Here is an 18,205-nt window from a genome sequence, read left to right as displayed (position 1 = left end):
CGCCAAAAGGTCCGCCCGAGGAGGGAACTCCCCTCCCCGGGCGGACCTTTCGCTGTACCGACGACTCAGCAGCAGTCGCCGACCGCCAGCCCGGCCGGCAGGTGCTCCCCGCCGAACACGCTGACCGTCGCGTGGTCGCCGCCGAGGGCCGCGACGGCGAGCAGCAGCGCGCCGGCGGTCCAGGTGGTGCGTTCCTCGGGCCAGATCGCGTCGTCCTCGAAGACGTAGCCGGTCCAGTAGGAGCCGTCCTGGTGGCGCAGGTGCTGGATCCAGCGGAGGATCTCGACGGCGCGGTCGGACTGTCCGGCGGCCCACAGCGCGAGCGCGAGTTCGGCGCTCTCGCCGCCGGTGACCCAGGGGCGGTCGCTGACGCAGCGGACGCCGAGGTCGGGGACGACGAACCGGTCCCATTCGGCGGCCAGCCGGGCCGTCGCCTCCTCGCCGCGCAGCGCGGTGCCGAGGACGGGGTAGTACCAGTCCATCGAGTAGCGGTCCTTGTCGAGGAACCGCTCGGGGTGGCGGGCGATGGCGTGCTGGAGGCGGCCGGCGGCGAGTTCCCAGTCCGGCTGGGGCCGGTCGAGGTGGTCGGCGACGGCGAGTCCGCAGCGCAGCGCGTGCAGGATCGAGCAGGAGCCGGTGAGCAGCGCGTCCGTCGCGGCGGTGCCGTCCTCGTCCTGGCGCCAGGCGATCGCCCCGCCGGGGAGGCTGAGCCGGACGGTGTGGTCGAGGGCGCGGCTGAGGGCGGGCCAGATGCGTTCCAGGAAGCGGTCGTCGCCGGTGGACAGGTGGTGGTGCCAGGCGCCGACGGCGATGTACGCGCAGAAGTTGGTCTCGCGGGCGCGGTCGGTGGCGGTGCCGTCGGCGATGCCGTCCTGCCCGTAGGCGTAGGCGGCGTACCAGGATCCGTCGGGGTTCTGCCGGTCGGCGAGCCACTGGTAGGCGGCTTCGGCGGCGGCGTGTTCGCCAGCGGTGTCGAGGGCCATCGCGGCCTCGGTGTGGTCCCAGGGGTCGAGGTGTCCGCCGTGGAACCAGGGGATCGCGCCGTCGGGCTGCTGGTGGGCGAGGATCGAGCGCACCGTGTCGGCGGCCTGGGCGGCGTCGAGGACGCCGTCCAGCAGCAGGGCCGCGGGGACGGCGGCGGTCACGCGCCGGTCCTGGGCTGGTGCGGCTTGCTGGCGTAGACGACGAAGGATTTGCCGAGCACCGGGTTGAGGGCCTTCTCGGCGGCCTTGGTGAGGGTGGAGATGACGGGGGTGCCGACGATGTCCCAGACCAGCAACTGGTGGTAGGCGCGCACCGGCAGGGCCTTGTCGTTGTTGACGCCCATCGCGCACTTGATCCACCAGTACGGGGAGTGCAGGGCGTGCGCGTGGTGGTTGCCGTAGGGCTCCAGGCCGGCCCCGCGGACCTTCTCGATCAGTTCGTCGCCCTTGTAGATGCGGATGTGCCCGCCCTCGACCTCGTGGTACTCGTCGGACAGCGCCCAGCAGATCTTCTCCGGCAGGTAGCGGGGCACGGTGACGGCGAGCAGGCCGCCGGGCTTGAGGACGCGGACCATCTCGGCGAGCACGCCCTTGTCGTCGGGGATGTGCTCCATCACCTCGGAGATGATGATCCGGTCGAAGGTGTCGTCGTCGAACGGCAGGTTCAGCGCGTCGCCCTCCATGGCGGTGGCGCTGGCCCCGGCGGGGGCCTCGCCGGCCTGTTCCATGGCGGCGAACCACTTGCGGACCTCGGCGATCTCCTCGCCGTTCTGGTCCAGGGCGACCACGTTGGCGCCGCGCCGGTAGCACTCGAACGCGTGCCGGCCTCCGCCGCAGCCCAGGTCGAGCACCCGGTCTCCTGGGGCGAGCGGGAAGCGGGAGAAGTCGACGGTCAGCACTGCGGGGCTCCCATTCACGAGGGGTGGTACGGGTGTTGACGGTCTGTTGTGCCGAGCGGCCCGGTCAGCCGACGTAGCGCCAGCCTGGGCCGGAGCGGGCGGCGGCGCCCGCTCCGGTGGCGATGGCGGCCCGGTAGCGGTCGGCGGTGAGTTCGGCGGCCCGGGCCCAGGTGAACCGCTCCAGCACGCGGGCCCGTCCGGCCTCGCCGAGCCGGGCGCGCAGCGCGGGGTCGTCGAGCAGCCGGCCGAGCGCGGCGGCGAGCGCCCCGGCGTCGCCGGGCGGGACGGCCAGGCAGGTCTCGCCGTCGGGTCCGGCGACCTCGGGGATGGCGCCGCCGGTGGTGGCGACCAGCGGGGTGGCGGTGGCCATCGCCTCGGCGGCGGGCAGCGAGAAGCCCTCGTACAGCGAGGGGACGCAGGCGGCCTCGGCGGAGCGGTACAGGCCGACGAGTTCGGCGTCGGTCAGGCCGGTACGGAACTCGATGTGGTCCTCCAGGCCGAACCGGCGCACCGCGTCGGCGACCGGGCCGTCGTCCTTCTGCGGCTTGCCGACCACCACCAGGTGGGCGTCGCGTTCGGTGCGGACCTTGGCGAGCGCCTCGACCAGGTGCACCAGGCCCTTGAGCGGGACGTCGGCGCTGGAGGTGGTGACGATCCGCCCGGGCACCCGGGCTATCGCGTCGGACGGCGACCACAGGCGGGTGTCGGCGCCGATCGGGACGACGGAGATGGCGTGCGGGGCGGCGCCGAGGTGTTCGGCGATCTCGCCGCGGGAGCTCTCGGAGACGGTGATGACCTGCTCCAGCCGGCGCGCCACCCGCTGCTGCATCCGGGTGAAGGCGTACCAGCGGCGCTTGCCGAGCCGCTCCAGCCGGCCGGTGGCCGCGTCGATCTCCAACTGCCGGTCCACGGTGACCGGGTGATGGACCGTGGTGACCAGCGGGAAGCCGTGCCGGGCCAGGCCGAGCAGGCCGTAGCCGAGGGTCTGGTTGTCGTGCACCACGTCGTAGCGGCCCTTGTGCCGGGCCAGGTACTGGCGGGCGCGCAGCGAGAAGGTCAGCGGCTCGGGGAAGCCGCCGGTGCGCATCACCGCGAACTCCAGCAGGTCCACCGGGCCGCGGAACTCGCCGGCGGCGGGGGTGCGGAACGGGTCGTCGGCGCGGTACAGGTCGAGGCTGGGCAGTTCGACCAGCCGCACCGAGCCGGGGCCCTCGACCTCGTCGAGCACCGGGTACGGCTGGGCGCCGATCACGTCGACGTGGTGGCCGAGCCGGGCGAGCTCCCGGGACAGGTGGCGCACGTACACGCCCTGGCCGCCGCAGAACGGGTCGCCGCGGTACGACAGCAGGGCGATCCGCAGCGACGGCGGCGGCAACGCGGTCATCCGGGGCCCCTCTTCCCTACTCACCGGGACCGGCGACGGACGCGGCCGCCGACCGGTAAAGTAGATCACGTTTCACAGTGGTGCAGGCTCGCCGTCGGGGAAAGCGGACAACGAGAGACCTCGAAGATTACCGGGCCGTAGCTTGCCGTCAGGAGCCCCGGCAGGTGATTCACGCCACGCCGCGCGACCACCTGACGCCACCCCGTCCTTCGATCCCCCGCCCGGGAGTGAACGTGACCGCGAACGCCACCGCCGACGGGACGCTGACGCCGCGCCAGGCCGAACGCCGCCGGGGCATCCTGCGGGCCGCCACCGCGCTGGCCGCCCGCGGCGGCTTCGAGGCGGTGCAGATGCGCGAGGTCGCGGAGAGCGCGCAGGTCGCCCTGGGCACCCTGTACCGCTATTTCCCGTCCAAGGTGCACCTGCTGGTGGCGGTGATGCGCGAGCAGCTGGAACGGCTGCACGACCAGGTACGGAGGCGTCCGCCGACCGGCGCCGACCCGGCGGCCCGGGTCGCCGAGGCACTCACCCACGCCTTCCACGCCCTCCAGCGCGAACCCCGGCTGGCCGAGGCGATGGTGCGGGCGCTGTCCTTCGCGGACCGCTCGGTGGGCAACGAGGTGGACGAGGTCGCCCAGGTCACCTCGGCGATCGTGCTGGAGGCCGCCTGCCTCCCCGGCCCGCCGACCGCCGGCCAGCAGGCGGCGCTGCGGGTGGTCGCCCACACCTGGCACGCCACCCTGCTGGCCTGGCTGTCGGGCCGCGCCTCGCTGGCCGAGGTCCGGGCCGACCTGCACACCGCCGCCCGGCTGCTCACCCTCGCCACACCGTTCCCGGACGGGGACGAACTGCAACCGGTTCCACCACCTGCCAGGGGTGCCGCGCCGGTCGGCGGCTAGAGTCTTGGAGGCGCGGGACGGCCCCCACCGGACCGCCGGACAACTTCACATCCGCCTCCGAGGCCGGGGGAAGCCGGTGCGATTCCGGGACTGACCCGCAACCGTGAGCCGCGCCGTTCCCCGGCGCGACGCAGTCGGACTGCCCGGCCGGAGACGAGCGGCCCTCCTCCGTCGTGGGTCTACGGGCGGCCCCCACGGGTTCGCTGCGACCGCTCCCGAAAGGCTTTCTCCCCAAATGCTGACCGCTGCCCGCCTGGGCGCCGCCGCACTGGCCGGCGCCCTGCTCGCCGGCGCCGCCGCCGTGCCCGCGCTCGCCGACCCCACCGACCCGACCTCGGGCGCTCCGTCCGCCTCCGCTTCTTCCGACGCGTCCGCCTCCGGCTCCCCGTCCGGCTCGGCCACGGGCTCTGCGTCCGGCTCGGCGTCCGGTTCGCCCTCGGTGTCGTCCGGGGTGCCCGCCGGGCTGTACGGCAAGGGCGACCCGCAGTACGACGGCGTGTGGCGGCAGTCGCTGGCGCTGATCGCCCTGCACCAGGAGCGGGTCGAACCCGCCGACGCGGCCGTGAAGTGGCTGCTCGACCAGCAGTGCGAGGACGGCGGCTGGCCGTCCTACCGGGCCGAGGGCGCGGCCTGCGTCCCGGCCGTCGAGGACTCCAACGCCACCTCGATGGCCATCCAGGCGCTCACCGTGCTCGGCGACCACCAGCAGCAGGTCACCCGCGGCACCGACTGGCTGCGCGCCAAGCAGACCGTCGACGGCACCTGGGCGTACAACCCGGGCACCCCCGGCGACGCCAACTCCACCGCCCTGGCGGTGAACGCACTGCTGGCCGCCGGCATCGACCCGGCCACGACGTCCCTCCCGGGCGGGCAGTCCGCCTACAACGGGCTGGCCTCCTTCCAGCTGGGCTGCTGGACCGCCGCCGAGCAGCGCGGCGCGTTCGTCTACCAGCCGGTCTCCGGCGCCCCGGCCGCCCCCAACACGATCGCCTCCGCGCAGGCCCTGCTGGCCTCCGCGGGCGGGCACCTGCCGGTCACCACCGCCGACCGCAAGGACGCCGCGCCGAAGACCCTGACCTGCCCGGACACCCCGGGCGACGGCCCGGTCACGCACGCCGACTCCGCCGAGGCGGACGCCGCCTGGCTGACCGGCAAGCTCGCCGCCGGCGGGCAGCGCCTGCTGCTGGACACCCCCGGCGCGGCCGCCACCGCCGACTACAACTCCACGGCCTGGTCGGTGCTCGGCCTGATCGCCTCCGGCCACTCCACCGAGGCCAGGAGCGCCGCCGACTGGCTGGCCGGCAACGGCTACGCCTGGGCCGCGCAGGGCAAGAGCGGCACCGACCCGGCGGCCACCGCCACCCTGGTGCTCACCGCCAGCGCCGCCAAGCTCGACCCGTACAACTTCGGCGGCGCCAACCTGGTGCAGCTGCTGGTCGACTCCGGCCCCAAGCCGAAGGTCGGCCCGAGCGCCGGCGACCCGCAGGCCACCCGCGCCCCCGGCTCGGCGATCACCGAGCCCGACGAGAACAGCGGCTTCTCGGCCGGCTGGCTGATCGGCGTCGGCCTGCTGGTCGGCATCGGCGCGGGCATCCTGCTCAGCCTCAACCGCCGCCGCAACGCCGCCGCCGCGGGCTCCCCGGCCACCGGCTCCCCGGCCGGCGACACCCCGTCGGGCGAGAAGCCGTCGAACGAGAAGCCGTCGGGCGACAAGCCGTCGAGCGACGGGCCGGAGCAGGGCCGGTGACCGGCCGCACCCCCGCAACCGGCACCGCCGCCGGGCAGCGCCCTGGCCTCGCCCCGCGAACTGCCGCCGCCGGCGACCAGGCACCGAGCGCCTCGGCCTGCCGCGACGCCGCCGTCCACCGGCCCGCCGCCCGCCGCACGCCTGCCGCCCCCGTAACCGGCGCCCCTGCCCCGCGGCCCCTCTGCCGTGCACCACGAACTGCCGCCGCCGTCGGCGCCGTGTTCGCTCTGCTGGGCGCCCTCGGCGCCCTGCTCGGCCCGGGCGCCGGGTCCGCGCACGCGGCGGACTACCGGTACTGGTCGTTCTGGAAGGGCGGCGCGGACGGCTGGGCGTTCCAGCAGGTCGGGCCGACCGGGAACGTGCCCGCGGACGGCGCGGTGGACGGCTGGCGGTTCGTGCTCAGCCCGGACGGCGGTCAGGACGCGCCCCGGCCGTCGCCGCCCGCCGACTTCGCCGCGATCTGCGCGAACACCGCGCCCAGCGGCGGCCACAAGCGGGTCGCCGTGGTGCTCGACTTCGGCACCGCGAAGGACGCCCCGAACGGTGAACAGCCCGCCGAGGCACGTTCGGTGTGCGCCTCGGTGCCGAGCGCCGCGAACTCGGCGGAGGTGCTGGCCGCGGTGGCCGCGCCGCTGCGCTACGACTCCGCCGGGCTGCTGTGCGCGATCGCCGGCTACCCGCGCGCGGGCTGCGGCGAGCAGGTCGCGGCGGGCTCCGGTGCCGGTTCGGGCGGTTCGGCCTCGTCCGACAAGGGCGACGGCGGCCCGGCCGTGGGTGTGATCGCCGGGGTCGGCGCGGTGGTCCTGCTGGGCGCCGGCGCGGTCTGGCAGGCCCGTCGCCGCCGCACCCGCTGACCATGTCCGTCGACCGTCTGCGCCGCACCGCTCCGACCGCCCCCGGGTCCGCGAACCCGGGGGCGGTGCACAGCCGTTCGCTGCCCCGGCAGCTGCACCCGGGCGCCTGGTGGCTGTGGTCGCTGGGCCTCGCGGCGGCGGCCAGCCGGACCACCAATCCGCTGCTCCTGCTGCTGATCCTGGCGGTGGCGGGCTTCGTCGTGGCGGCCCGGCGCGGCGACGCGCCGTGGGCCCGCTCGTACGCGGCGTTCCTGCGCCTCGGCCTGCTGGTGCTGGCCGCCCGGGTGGTGTTCGCGGTTCTGCTGGGCTCCCCCGTCGGCGGCACCCATGTCCTGTTCACGCTTCCCCAACTTCCGCTCCCCGCCTGGGCGCAGGGTGTCCGGCTGGGCGGTTCGGTGAGCCTGGAGGGCGTGCTGTTCGCGCTGTACGAGGGTCTGCGGCTGGCGGTGCTGCTGGCCTGTGTGGGCGCGGCGAACGCGCTGGCCTCCCCGTCGCGGCTGCTGCGTTCGCTGCCGGGCGCGCTGTACGAGGCGGGCGTGGCGGCCGTGGTCGCGATGACGTTCGCGCCGAACCTGGTGGCGGACGTCCGGCGGCTGCGGGCGGCGCGCCGGCTGCGCGGCCGGACCGACCGGGGCGTGCGGGCGGTGCTGTCGGTCGGACTGCCGGTGCTGGAGGGCGCGTTGGAGCGTTCGGTGGCGCTGGCGGCGGCGATGGACACCCGCGGCTTCGGCCGCACCGCCCGGGTGCCGCGCCAACTAGTGCGCACCGGTGGGGTGTTGACGCTTGCCGGGCTGCTCGGCGTGTGCAGCGCCACCTACGGTCTGCTCACCGCGGGCAGCCACGCCTGGGCGCTGCCCGTGCTGCTGGCCGGCGTCGCCGCGTCCGCCGCCGGGCTGGCCCTGGGCAGTCGGCGTTCCGTCAGAACCCGTTACCGGCCCGATCCGTGGGCGCTCCCGGAGTGGCTGACCGCTCTGTCGGGCGCGCTGGTCGCGGCCGCCCTGATCTGGTACGCGGGCCGCTGGCCGGAGGCCCTGACGCCGTCGGTGGTCCCGCCGACCGCGCCGCGGCTGCCGCTGCTGCCCGCCACGGCCGTGCTGATCGGCCTGCTGCCCGCCTTCGTCACCCCCGAGCCGCCCCGGAGCACCCGGTGATCACTTTCGAGCAGGTCGGCGTGCGGTATGCCGACGCCGCCGGACCCGCCCTTCGCGGCGTCGACCTGACCATTCCCGAGGGCGAACTGTGCCTGCTGGTCGGCCCGTCCGGCGCCGGCAAGTCCACCCTGCTGGGCACCGTCTCCGGGCTGGTGCCGCACTTCACCGGCGGCGTCCTGGAGGGCCGGGTCACCGTCGCCGGCCGCGACACCCGCACCCACCGGCCGCGCGACCTCGCCGACGTGGTCGGCACCGTCGGCCAGGACCCGGCCGGGCACTTCGTCACCGACACCGTCGAGGAGGAACTCGCTTATGGCATGGAGTCGTTGGGCCTTCCCCCGGCCGTGATGCGCCGCCGGGTCGAGGAGACCCTCGACCTGCTCGGCCTCGCCGACCTGCGCGGCCGCGCGCTCTCCGCGCTCTCCGGCGGCCAGCGCCAGCGGGTGGCGATCGGCTCGGTGCTGACCGTCCACCCCGAGGTGCTGGTCCTGGACGAGCCCACCTCGGCGCTCGACCCGGGCGCCGCCGAGGAGGTGCTGGCCGTCCTGCAGCGGCTGGTGCACGACCTCGGCACCACCGTCCTGCTCTCCGAACACCGCCTGGAACGCGTCGTCCAGTACGCCGACCAGGTCCTGCTGCTCCCCGGCCCCGGCGAGCCGCCCGTGCTCGGCGACCCCGCCACCCTGATGGCCCGCTCCCCCGTCCGGCCCCCGGTGGTCGACCTCGGCCGGCTGGCCGGCTGGAGCCCGCTGCCGCTCACCGTCCGCGACGCCCGGCGGCGCGCGGCGACCCTGCGCGAACGCCTGCCCGCGCCCGCCGCTGCCCCTTCGGTGACTCCGTCGGCCCCCGCGATCGCCACGGTCTCCCGGCTGGTGGTCTCCCGCGGCCCCGTCCCCGCCCTGCGCGGCGTCGAACTCGCCCTGTTCCCGGGCCAGATCACCGCGCTGATGGGACGCAACGGCGCCGGCAAGTCCACCCTGCTGGGCAGCCTGGTCGGCCTGCACGCCCCCGACTCCGGCACCGTCCGTGTCAACGGCCGCACGCCGCACAAAGCCCGCCCAAAGGACCTGATCCGCTCCGTCGGACTCGTCCCGCAGGACCCGCGCGACCTGCTGTACGCCGAGACCGTCGCGGCCGAGTGCGCCTCCGCCGACCAGGACGCCGGCGCCGAACCCGGCACCTGCCGGACCATTCTGGCCGCCCTGCTCCCCGGTATCGACGACCGCTGCCACCCCCGCGACCTCTCCGAGGGCCAGCGCCTCACCCTCGCCCTCGCCGTCGTGCTCGCCGCCCGCCCCCCGGTGCTCCTGCTCGACGAACCCACCCGCGGCCTCGACTACGCCGCCAAGGCCCGCCTGGTCGACATCCTGCGCACGCTCGCCACCGAGGGCCACACCGTCCTGCTCGCCACCCACGACGTCGAGCTCGCCGCCGAACTCGCCCACCGCACCGCGGTCCTCGCCGAGGGCGAGATCGTCGCCGACGGCCCCACCCCCGAAGTCGTCCTCGCCTCCCCGACCTTCGCCCCGCAGACCGCGAAGATCCTCCCCCCGTACCTCACCGTCCCCGAAGTCGCCGCCGCGCTCAGGGAGTTGCCGTGATCTCCCGGGAACTCGCCCGCCCCGTCCCGCTCGGGCGGCGCTCGATCGTCGCGCTCGCCCTGGTCTCCGCCGTCGGCGTCGCCGCGTTCGGCTGGCCGCTGCTCGCCGCCCGCGACTCCGACCTGGTCGGCCACTCCACCGACGCGCCGTGGCTGTTCGCCCTGCTGCTGCCGCTGCTGCTCGCCGTGCTGGTCGCCCAGCTCTCCGAGGGCCGCAACGCCACCGGCGCACCCGGCCTGGACGCCAAGGCCGTCGCCATGCTCGGCGTCCTCGCCGCCGCCGGCGCGGCCCTGCGCCCGCTCGGGGCCGGCACCGCCGGACTGGAGCCGATGTTCTTCCTGATGGTGCTCTCCGGACGCGCCCTCGGCCCCGGCTTCGGCTTCGTCCTCGGCGCGCTCTCCATGTTCGCCTCCGGCCTGCTCACCGGCGGCGTCGGACCCTGGCTGCCGTTCCAGATGCTCGCCATGGGCTGGGTCTGCCTCGGCGCCGGACTCCTCCCCGGCGCCGCCCGCCTGCGCGGCCGGCCCGAACTCCTGCTCCTCGCTCTCTACGGCGTCCTCTCCGCCATCGGCTACGGCGTGGTGATGAACCTCCAGGGCTGGCCCTACATCGGCGGCCTGGCCACCTCGATCTCCTTCGTCCCCGGCGACCCCCTCCCCGCCAACCTCACCCGCTTCGCCCTCTACTGCCTCACCACCTCCCTCGGCTGGGACCTCCCCCGCGCCGCCCTCACCGCCGTCCTCTGCCTCACCGTCGGCGGCCCCCTCCTGCGCACCCTCCGCCGCGCCACCCGCCGCGCGGCCTTTCACTGATTCGTGCAGGTCACGTCCTTGGCGGGCAGCCGGCCCGTGGTCAGGTAGCGGGTGAAGGCGCCGTCCGCGCAGGACGGGCCGGCCACCACCACGCCGTGGCCCTCGCCACCGGCGACCGTGACCATCCGGGAGCCGTGCAGGGCCCGCCGCATGCCCTGGGCCATGGCGAGCGTCGCCTGCGGGTCCCACTGGTTCTGCACGATCAGCGCGTCGACCTCGTTGTTGACCACGGTCGCCGGCTCGACGGCCGCCGACTTCCAGAACGCGCACGGCTGGACGTTCGCCCCGAAATCACCCGCCAGCGGGTACCTGGCCCGGTCGGCGATCGCGTCGCGGCGGTACTGCTCGGGGTCGCGCGGCCAACTCCGGGTGTCGCCGCAGAACACCGCCCAGGTGACGGCCGTCATGTTGTCGTCCACGACGACCGGCGGGACGCCCGGCACGGCCGGCCCGCCCGCGGCCGCGGCCTTCAGCGCGACGATCCACGGGGTGACGGCCTCGACCTGCACGAACGCGCGGTACCCCGAACGGATCGCGGCGCCGTCCAGCCCCTTCCCGTCGTCGGTCGGAACGGGCGTCCGGTCGGCACCCTCCACCAGCTCCCAGTACGTCTTCCGCACCTCCGCGGCCGAGGCCCCCAGCCCGTACGTGGCGTCACGCTCGGCGGCCCACTCCGTCCACCGGGTGAACGCGAGTTCGGCCGCCGCCGACCAGCCCCGGAACGAATCCCGCCAGGCGAGCTTCGGATCGAGCGCGCTGTCGAGCACGATCCGGTCCGACCGCTGCGGGAACATCTGTGTGTAGACGGCGCCCAGGTACGTCCCGTACGAGTACCCGAAGTAGGAGATCCGCCGCTCGCCCAGCACCGCCCGGACGATGTCCATGTCCCGCGCCGTGTTGCGGGTGGTGATGTGCGGCAGCACGTCCCCCGCCTTCGCCCAGCACTTGTCGGCCACCGACCGGGCCCGCTCCACGTCCTTCCCGAACGTGGCCGCGCTGTACGGGTGTTGGATGTTCCGCTCGTCCTCCGTCAGATCGCAGCCGATCGGCGAACTCCGCCCGACCCCGCGCGGATCGAACCCGACCAGGTCGAACCGCGCCCGCACCTCCGCCGGCAGCATCGGCTCGAACTCCACCGGCATCGTCAGCCCCTGACTGCCCGGCCCCCCGGGGTTCATCAGCAGCACCCCGTGCCGCTCCTTCGCACTGGCCGCCTTGACCCGCGATATCGCGATCTCGATCGTCCGGCCCGCCGGCTTCCCGTAGTCCAGCGGCACCTTCACCTTCGCGCACTCGAACGACGGCAACCCGCCCATCTCGCAACGCTCCCAGCGGAGTTCCTGCTGCGCGTACCGCTGAAGCGGATCCCCCGCCGCGAACGCCGTCGCCGGAGTGAGCGCCGCCAGCACGGCCGTCAGCAGCAGAATCGTTCGCCCGTTTCGCAGAACCATGCCAGCCCTCTGTGCCGAATCAGTACCTCGAATTGCCTCCAGTCTCCGATCCGCCACCCCCGCCCCACGTACGGCCGCAGGATGGACCCGGCCTCCAACCTGCGGCGTACAACCCGGCACTGACGTCACGCCACACTCCCACCCCCGGTCATCCGCTTGCCTCTCCCCCAAGGGCAGAGTGCACAGTGGCCCCGTGCAAGAGGAACTGATCAGCATCGGGGAGCTCGCGGCCAGAACCAGGCTCAGCCTCAAGGCCCTACGGCTCTACGGCGACCGCGGCCTCCTGCCACCCGCCGAGGTCGATCCGCGGACCGGCTTCCGCCGCTACGGCCTCGCCCAGGTCGAACGCGCCCGCCGCATCGCCCTGTTGCGCGCCACCGGCATGCCACTGGCCCTCATCGCGACCGTCCTCGACTCCCGCGACGCGGAGCCCGCCGCACTGCTCGCCGCGTACTGGCGCGAACAGGAATCCGCCCACCTGGCCCGCCGGGACGCGGTGGGCTACGCCCGAGAAGTCCTCACCGGAAGGAACCCGACCATGGACGAGATCGCCGAACGCGAAGTCGCAGAGCAGAAAGTCCTGTTTACCCGGCGCCACGTCACCGCCGCAGACCTCCCCGACTTCCTCGCCTCATCGACCGAACTGCTCCTCACCCACCTCCGCGAGACCGGAGCATGCCTGTCCGGACCGATCTTCGCGGTCTACGACGGCCTGGTCAGCGAGGACTCCGACGGCCCCGTCGAACTCTGCGCCCCCACCCAGAACGCCGTCGAACCCACCCCGCAGATCGGCATCCGCATCGAACCCGCCCACCGCGAGGCCTACCTCACCCGCACCAAGAACCAGGCAGGCTTCGCCGCCATGGCCGCCGCCCACGACGCCCTCGGCACCTGGCTCACCGAACACGGCCACACCCGCAGCGCCGCCAACCGCGAGATCTACTACCCGAACTGGCCCACCGCCGCCCCGGACGACCACGTGGCCGACATCGCCATCCCGTTCACGTAGGCCGGCCTCCCCCCGATGACCGGCCCCGCTTCCCTACCTACGCCTTCGGCCCGGCCGACTGCACCACCTCGAACGACCACACCGTGGACCCCGTCGCCGCCGGCTTCGGCCGGTCGCCGCCGCCCTGGTGCGCAGCCTTCATCGGACCCTCCATCCACGCCTGGAACGACTCCTCGTCCCGCCACCGCGTGTACACCAGGTACTGGTCCGTCCCCTCCACCGGCCGCAGCAGCTCGAACCACTCGAACCCGTCCGCACCCTCCACGGCCCCGGCCCGCGACCCGAACCGCTGCTCCAACACCTCCCGCTGCTCAGCAGGAACAGTCAGCACATTGATCTTCACAACGCTGCCCACACGACACCCCTTGAGTTGCACGGTCAGCCGGAACGGCGACCTCACCTTGATCACGCGCGAGCAGCCCTCGTACGAACGACAGCGCAAGCAACGTGAGGACGACTCCAAGGCATCGCCCGAGACCCAGCGTACGAATACTGAGGCGCCTACGTACTCCCGGGGCCTGGTGGGCCGGTCACGGGGGGCTCTCGCGGTAGGTGGCCCACAACTCTCCGCTACCGTCGGACAGCCGGTCATGCCCGAAGCGCTCGGACTCACCCAGGACGCGAAGCACTTCAAGGTGCAAGTCACCATCCATGGGCGCTACTCGGAACCTGAGCTGTACGCCGCCGGCCACCTGCGAAACCCGCACCTGCTCGCCCGTCAGAGCTACGAACTGAGCAGCCGCGTCCCAGGCACGATCGAGAGCACCCGTCACCGCGCCAAGGCCGTACGCTCCGGCGGGGCCAGATCCTCAAGGGAGGTAACACCCTCCCGCCCGTCCCACAGGTGGCGGACGAACACCCCGCACTCATGGACGGCCATCACGCGCACGTCTCCGCCCGAGCGCCGGTCGTGGGCCGATTGCCCCTCCCGGGGCTCCCACTGGTCAGTGGTCACACGCTCCACTCCCCTGCGACGACGTACACCCCGTCGCTCGGCAACGCCGGCCTCACCCCGTGGTCGGCAAGTACACGGGCCACGAATCGCTGGGATCGGCCGTCGATGAGTCGGCCCGTCAGCCTGGCGTACTCCGTCAACACGTCGGCGAGCGCGCGAGCTGTGGCGGCGCTGCACCCCCCAAGGGAGACATGAGCGCCGGCGCTCAGGCCACGCCCACTCGTTACCGGCATCACGTTGGGCTCTGTCGGCAGTCCCGCGAGTCGCCACGCCGTCTCCACGGCGTCCGCTGCTTCCTCCGCCTCCGCGCGATAGGCACATCTCCGCGCCGTGTCACTCTCCACCGCTGCCATCGTTGCTCCAAGTCACGTAGTGCTCGACTTTCCGTGACCAGCGTCGGCATTGCTCGGTAACCTGGACAGAGTTGACGGCACAGCAACTGCGCTGCTGAAACAGGGATATGACGTATGGCCAGTCCGAAGGATCTCGACCCGTCCGCCTCCCCGAGCGCGTTCTACGGAGCGGAGGTTCGACGCCTCCGCGAGGCAAAGGGGCTGTCCCAGAGCGGGCTGGGGGAACTGGTCTACTGCTCCGGTGCGTACATCGGCCAGATCGAAAGTGCGGTCAGAAGGCCGCAGGAAGATCTCTCGGAACGGCTCGATGCGGCCCTGGGCACCGGAGGCCACTTCGCGCGCCTCTTCCCCATGGTGACCCGCACACGGCATGCCGCCCACTTCGCTCCGGTTGCCGAGCTTGAGTCGCAGGCCAAGACGATCTCCCATTACGCCCCGACGCTGGTGACCGGGCTGTTGCAGACGGCTGCCTATGCGCGCGCCGTTGTCCGAGCAGCCAAGCCGTTCGCCTCAGCCGTCGCGGTGGATGACGCGGTGGCGGCCAGGCTTGAGCGGGCCCGTGTCCTGACCGATCCAACAGCACCTCTGTTGTGGGTGATCCTCCACGAATCAGTGATCCGAACGCCTGTCGGTGGTGAACATGTGATGGCCGAACAACTGCGCCATCTCTTGACGCTGGCCGGGATGGGCAAACTCCTGGTTCAGGTACTGCCGTTCAGCGCGGGGGCACACGCCATGGTGGCAAGCTCGGTCTTCCTCATGACGTTCGCCGAGGCTCCGCCCGTGGCGTACGTCGAGAGCCTGCACTCGGGGCAGTTGCTCGACGATCCGGCCGTGGTCGCCCTTTGCGAGAGGTCATACGATCTAGCCAGGGCCGTCGCGCTGTCGCCGGAGGCGTCCCTGGCCCTGATCAAATCGGCGGCGGAGGAGTACGCACATGAGTGAAGGGCCTGACCTCAGCGCCTCCAAGTGGCGCAAATCGTCCTACAGCGATGGCGACGGTGGGGAGTGCATCGAAGTGGACGATGCCAACCCGGGAATGGTCCGGGACTCCAAAGACCCTGACGGCCCCCGCCTGACGTTCCCTGCTGAGGTGTGGCAAGCGTTCGTCGCCAAGGTCAAGGCCGGACAGTTCCCCACCCCCTGACAGCTGCACGGGCTCGACACAGCTCCGGACCGAACAACCTCCGGAGCTGATTTCCTATACGGGTGGCTTGACACGCCGAAACAACTGCAACGAGAACGCCCCGCCGGCAGCAGGGAAACCAGCGAGGCGAACCGCAGACGCGCCGACCTACAGAACGCCCTCGCCCGGCTTGTCGAGCCAGCCGGCCGTGGTCACGGTGCCGGTCAGACGCTTCTCCCCGGCAGCCGCGAAAACGTCTCCACCGGCCGCCGACGCACGATGCTCCTCGTGGCCGATCCACGCCTTCGCGGCGCCCGGGGCCCCGGCCTGGACGGCCTGGGACGGAACGCCGTCGGACGCGCCCGACCCGCGGCCGGGAAGGTCGTCCTTGATTGAGGTTCCCGGGTTCGTCACCCCCTGCGGATGCGCTCGATCAGCCGACGACCAGCTCCCACCTGACCTCCCCGTCCTCCCACTTGTCGGTGGGCACGAGTCCGGCCGCAATCGCGACGGCGGCCGACGCCGCGTGCTCGGGGTGGATGTGCGCAACGACCGTGTGCACCCCGAACTGCCGCAGCCGGCCCACCAGCGCCCGGGCCGCTTCACCCGCAATGCCGCGCCGCTGCCAGGCCGTTCCCACCACCCAGGCGATCTCCGCAACCGCCCCGCGCTCGTCGGTGGTGACCGTCGCCTGGACCGTCCCCACCAGACAATCCTCATCCCGGAGCCGGATCACCCAGTTGCACCAGGACTCCGCAGGGTCGGGCGAACCGGCCACCCACCGCTCGTAGCGCGCTCGCAGAGCCTCCGCGCTGTCCGGCGCACCACCGATGAACGCGTGCAGACCGGGATCGGCCAGCACGGCGGCCATCTCCTCGGCATGCTCGACCCGCAGGGGCAGCAGGTCCAGTCGGTCGGTGCGGATCTCTTCGGGCTCGAACTGGCTCACGCTGCCTCCGGGTTGGGATGTCCGACGAGTATCCGACTGACCGCCCGCCCCCGAACAATGGGGGCTCCAACAGCACGGCGACGTCATCGCCCTCCTCACGGACTCCGCACTCACCAGCCGCTGCACAGGTTCGGCCCGTTCCTGCTCGTCAAACGCCCAGTGCGGCAGGGCCTCGTTCCCGTAGTGGTGGTGCAGCCCACGCCCCCGGCCGTTTCGTGCTCCAGCGATCGACACGCCGGTGTGGCCCCGGCGCCTTGTCGCATGGCGCCGGGGCCTCCGTCAGGGGCGGGCCGGGTCAGGCCTGGTCGGACGGAACCTGCTTGATCTCGTTGACGACGGCGCGCTTCGTGACGGCGGCGGTGACGAGGACCGTGCCGGGCTTGAATTGGATCTGGTCCGGGCCCGGCTTGCCGACCTGGACGGTGCGCTCGCCGAGGAAGGCGAACGTCGACTTGTCGAAGATCCACTCGGAGCGCTGGCCGTTGGACTCCTTCGTCCGGGCCACCGCAACCCCGTGGCGACCGATGGCGTCGACCGCGTCGTCCACCACGACCACGCCGGGGATCTTGGCGGCGGCCTTGTAGAGCGCGGACATGACCGGGGCCGGGAGGTAGGTGTCGCGGAGGAGCGTGCCGATGGCGATGAACGCCTCCGCGTCCGGGCCACCCTGGCCTTCGTACGCGATCTCCTCGCGGATCTCCTTCAGCAGCGCGTCGGGGTCGGTGGGGAGGGAGGCCAGGTACTCGTAGGCCGGCCATTCGAGACGTCCGATTCGCAGCAGCTCCAGCTCGGCGTCCACGTGCTGCTGGGGCTCGGACAGCCAACCCCGGTGGTTGTCCGACGTCCACATCCGACGGGTGTGAAGGGGGGTGTCGAACGGGGTGGGCTTCCCCTCGACGTCCTTCACGTTGACGCCGGCGACCTGCGACTCGAGGTAGACGTACTGACCCGGACGCACCGTCGGGCTCGGGGCCTCCGCGGCGGCCAGCGAGATCCGGTTGAGCAGCTGGACGGCTCCCTTCTGGTCGCCGTTGCCGATGTCGCCGGTCAGGGCCGGGCCGGCGGCGGGCCGGTCCGCGTGGTCCTGCGGGATCAGGACCGCTCCGGCCGCCACGGCGCCCGCGAGGGCGAACCCCGCCGCGGGCAGCAGGATCGCGCGGCGCAGGAAGGGGTTCCGTCGTACGGGGGCGGGAACGGCGTTGTTGAGGTCTTCGTGGATCTGGGCCATCAGTTGCTCCTTGTGGAACTGGTGGCGGCCCGCCGGCAGATTCCGCTCCGCGGTCGGCCGGAGGCCGTCGGTCTCCGGCCGGTCAGCCGGGTGCGGCTGGGAGGGGCTGGCGTTCATCGGTGTCCTTCCGGTACGGGCCGGACCGCGATTGCGCGGTCCCTCTCTGTCTGTCGGGTGCGGCGGGCGAGTTCCCGTCTTTCTGTCGCCAGTTCCGCGTGGGCGAGCTTGCGCAGTTTGGTGCGGGCGCGGGAGAGGCGGGAGCGGACGGTCCCGACGGGCACGCCGAGCGCCTCGGCGGCCTCGGCGTACTCGAGGCCTTCCCACAGGCACAGGATCAGCACCTCCCGCTCGGCCCGCCGCAACGCCCCGATCGCGGTGACGGTGGCGGCGATCCGCCGCCGGTCGTCCACCTGCCCGACCACTTCCTCGGCGTGGTCGGGCATCTCCACCACCGAGGGCCCGGTCGCGGCGAGCGCGGCGGCCGCAGCGCGGTAACGCCGGTTGCTGCGACAGTGGTTACGCGCGAGGTTCGTCGCGATGCCCAGCAGCCACGGCCGCAGCGACCCGCCCTCCTCGGCCACCCTGTCCCGTAACCGCCACGCCTCCATGAACGTCGCCGACATGACGTCCTCGGCGACCGACCAGTCCGCGGTCAGCCGGAACGCATGGTTGTAGACACTCCGGGCATACCGGTCGAACAGCTCCCCGAAGACGTCCGGGTCCCCGGCCCGCACCCGGGTTCGCATATCTGTGATCACTCCCATGGTCTGTCCGGCACCCGCCCACGGGTTCCCGTGACGCCCG

At 73.1% G+C, this 18,205-nt stretch carries 18 protein-coding genes; 9 read left to right on the top strand and 9 right to left on the bottom strand.

Annotated features, from left to right (window positions below; translation table 11 throughout):
* Nucleotides 1–65 precede the first annotated feature (65 nt).
* The 3 genes from ACGFWJ_RS11145 to ACGFWJ_RS11135 form a co-directional block, all read right to left on the bottom strand.
* Complete coding sequence (locus ACGFWJ_RS11145; protein ID WP_387643347.1) at nucleotides 66–1,145, bottom strand: prenyltransferase; 1,080 nt, start codon at nucleotides 1,143–1,145, stop codon at nucleotides 66–68.
* A complete protein-coding gene (locus ACGFWJ_RS11140; RefSeq protein ID WP_387643345.1) occupies nucleotides 1,142–1,882 on the bottom strand; it encodes a class I SAM-dependent methyltransferase in 741 nt (246 codons plus the stop codon). Before ACGFWJ_RS11140 ends, ACGFWJ_RS11145 begins: the two co-directional genes overlap by 4 nt.
* A 64-nt stretch (nucleotides 1,883–1,946) precedes the next feature.
* The gene (locus ACGFWJ_RS11135) at nucleotides 1,947–3,266 is read right to left on the bottom strand and encodes a glycosyltransferase family 4 protein (RefSeq protein ID WP_392947665.1); all 1,320 of its coding nucleotides are present in this window, start codon (nucleotides 3,264–3,266) and stop codon (nucleotides 1,947–1,949) included.
* Nucleotides 3,267–3,499: 233 nt separating this feature from the next.
* Between ACGFWJ_RS11135 and ACGFWJ_RS11130 the strand changes: the two genes are divergently transcribed.
* The 6 genes from ACGFWJ_RS11130 to ACGFWJ_RS11105 all read left to right on the top strand — a co-directional run bounded on the left by ACGFWJ_RS11130 (nucleotide 3,500) and on the right by ACGFWJ_RS11105 (nucleotide 10,330).
* Complete coding sequence (locus ACGFWJ_RS11130) at nucleotides 3,500–4,165, top strand: TetR family transcriptional regulator (protein WP_387861351.1); 666 nt, start codon at nucleotides 3,500–3,502, stop codon at nucleotides 4,163–4,165.
* 235 nt (nucleotides 4,166–4,400) lie between these two features.
* Nucleotides 4,401–5,912, top strand: a complete 1,512-nt coding sequence (locus ACGFWJ_RS11125) for a prenyltransferase/squalene oxidase repeat-containing protein (RefSeq protein WP_392947662.1) — start codon at nucleotides 4,401–4,403, stop codon at nucleotides 5,910–5,912.
* Nucleotides 5,909–6,766 carry an SCO2322 family protein gene (locus ACGFWJ_RS11120; protein ID WP_392947659.1) on the top strand — a complete coding sequence of 286 codons (858 nt, stop codon included), beginning with the start codon at nucleotides 5,909–5,911 and terminating at the stop codon, nucleotides 6,764–6,766. The genes ACGFWJ_RS11125 and ACGFWJ_RS11120 overlap by 4 nt, the downstream gene beginning before the upstream one ends.
* A 2-nt stretch (nucleotides 6,767–6,768) precedes the next feature.
* Nucleotides 6,769–7,917: an energy-coupling factor transporter transmembrane component T gene (locus ACGFWJ_RS11115; protein WP_392947656.1), complete on the top strand. Its 1,149-nt coding sequence runs from the start codon at nucleotides 6,769–6,771 to the stop codon at nucleotides 7,915–7,917.
* A complete protein-coding gene (locus ACGFWJ_RS11110) occupies nucleotides 7,914–9,518 on the top strand; it encodes an ABC transporter ATP-binding protein (RefSeq protein ID WP_392947654.1) in 1,605 nt (534 codons plus the stop codon). Before ACGFWJ_RS11115 ends, ACGFWJ_RS11110 begins: the two co-directional genes overlap by 4 nt.
* On the top strand, nucleotides 9,515–10,330 hold the full coding sequence (locus ACGFWJ_RS11105) for an ECF transporter S component (protein WP_392947651.1): 816 nt from the start codon (nucleotides 9,515–9,517) through the stop codon (nucleotides 10,328–10,330). The genes ACGFWJ_RS11110 and ACGFWJ_RS11105 overlap by 4 nt, the downstream gene beginning before the upstream one ends.
* Here the strand turns inward: ACGFWJ_RS11105 and ACGFWJ_RS11100 are convergent.
* A complete protein-coding gene (locus tag ACGFWJ_RS11100; protein ID WP_392947648.1) occupies nucleotides 10,324–11,781 on the bottom strand; it encodes an alpha/beta hydrolase in 1,458 nt (485 codons plus the stop codon). The two genes, ACGFWJ_RS11105 and ACGFWJ_RS11100, sit on opposite strands and share 7 nt — an antisense overlap.
* Before the next feature lie 193 nt (nucleotides 11,782–11,974).
* Between ACGFWJ_RS11100 and ACGFWJ_RS11095 the strand changes: the two genes are divergently transcribed.
* Entirely contained in the window at nucleotides 11,975–12,790 is an 816-nt protein-coding gene (locus tag ACGFWJ_RS11095) for a MerR family transcriptional regulator (RefSeq protein ID WP_392947645.1), read from the top strand.
* Between the two features lie 37 nt (nucleotides 12,791–12,827).
* Here ACGFWJ_RS11095 and ACGFWJ_RS11090 read toward each other — a convergent pair whose 3' ends face one another.
* A complete protein-coding gene (locus ACGFWJ_RS11090; protein WP_392947642.1) occupies nucleotides 12,828–13,145 on the bottom strand; it encodes an antibiotic biosynthesis monooxygenase family protein in 318 nt (105 codons plus the stop codon).
* Nucleotides 13,146–14,212: 1,067 nt separating this feature from the next.
* On the opposite strand from ACGFWJ_RS11090, the gene ACGFWJ_RS11085 reads away from it, so the two are divergent.
* Together ACGFWJ_RS11085 and ACGFWJ_RS11080 are read left to right on the top strand one after the other, a co-directional pair.
* Nucleotides 14,213–15,043, top strand: a complete 831-nt coding sequence (locus tag ACGFWJ_RS11085) for a Scr1 family TA system antitoxin-like transcriptional regulator (protein ID WP_387643325.1) — start codon at nucleotides 14,213–14,215, stop codon at nucleotides 15,041–15,043.
* Nucleotides 15,036–15,245 carry a DUF397 domain-containing protein gene (locus tag ACGFWJ_RS11080; RefSeq protein WP_392947639.1) on the top strand — a complete coding sequence of 70 codons (210 nt, stop codon included), beginning with the start codon at nucleotides 15,036–15,038 and terminating at the stop codon, nucleotides 15,243–15,245. Before ACGFWJ_RS11085 ends, ACGFWJ_RS11080 begins: the two co-directional genes overlap by 8 nt.
* A gap of 147 nt (nucleotides 15,246–15,392) precedes the next feature.
* Here the strand turns inward: ACGFWJ_RS11080 and ACGFWJ_RS11075 are convergent, their stop codons facing one another.
* The 4 genes from ACGFWJ_RS11075 to ACGFWJ_RS11060 all read right to left on the bottom strand — a co-directional run bounded on the left by ACGFWJ_RS11075 (nucleotide 15,393) and on the right by ACGFWJ_RS11060 (nucleotide 18,147).
* Nucleotides 15,393–15,638 carry a hypothetical protein gene (locus tag ACGFWJ_RS11075; protein WP_392947636.1) on the bottom strand — a complete coding sequence of 82 codons (246 nt, stop codon included), beginning with the start codon at nucleotides 15,636–15,638 and terminating at the stop codon, nucleotides 15,393–15,395.
* 19 nt (nucleotides 15,639–15,657) lie between these two features.
* Entirely contained in the window at nucleotides 15,658–16,173 is a 516-nt protein-coding gene (locus tag ACGFWJ_RS11070; RefSeq protein WP_392947633.1) for a GNAT family N-acetyltransferase, read from the bottom strand.
* Between the two features lie 295 nt (nucleotides 16,174–16,468).
* A complete protein-coding gene (locus ACGFWJ_RS11065; RefSeq protein ID WP_392947630.1) occupies nucleotides 16,469–17,518 on the bottom strand; it encodes a CU044_5270 family protein in 1,050 nt (349 codons plus the stop codon).
* Nucleotides 17,515–18,147: an RNA polymerase sigma factor gene (locus tag ACGFWJ_RS11060; protein ID WP_392947627.1), complete on the bottom strand. Its 633-nt coding sequence runs from the start codon at nucleotides 18,145–18,147 to the stop codon at nucleotides 17,515–17,517. Before ACGFWJ_RS11060 ends, ACGFWJ_RS11065 begins: the two co-directional genes overlap by 4 nt.
* Between the last annotated feature and the right edge of the window lie 58 nt (nucleotides 18,148–18,205).

Source organism: Kitasatospora sp. NPDC048407 (genome assembly GCF_043200475.1).
Classification (GTDB): domain Bacteria; phylum Actinomycetota; class Actinomycetes; order Streptomycetales; family Streptomycetaceae; genus Kitasatospora.
Note: the sequence above shows the minus strand (reverse complement) of the source record. Positions and strands in the feature narration are given on the sequence as shown.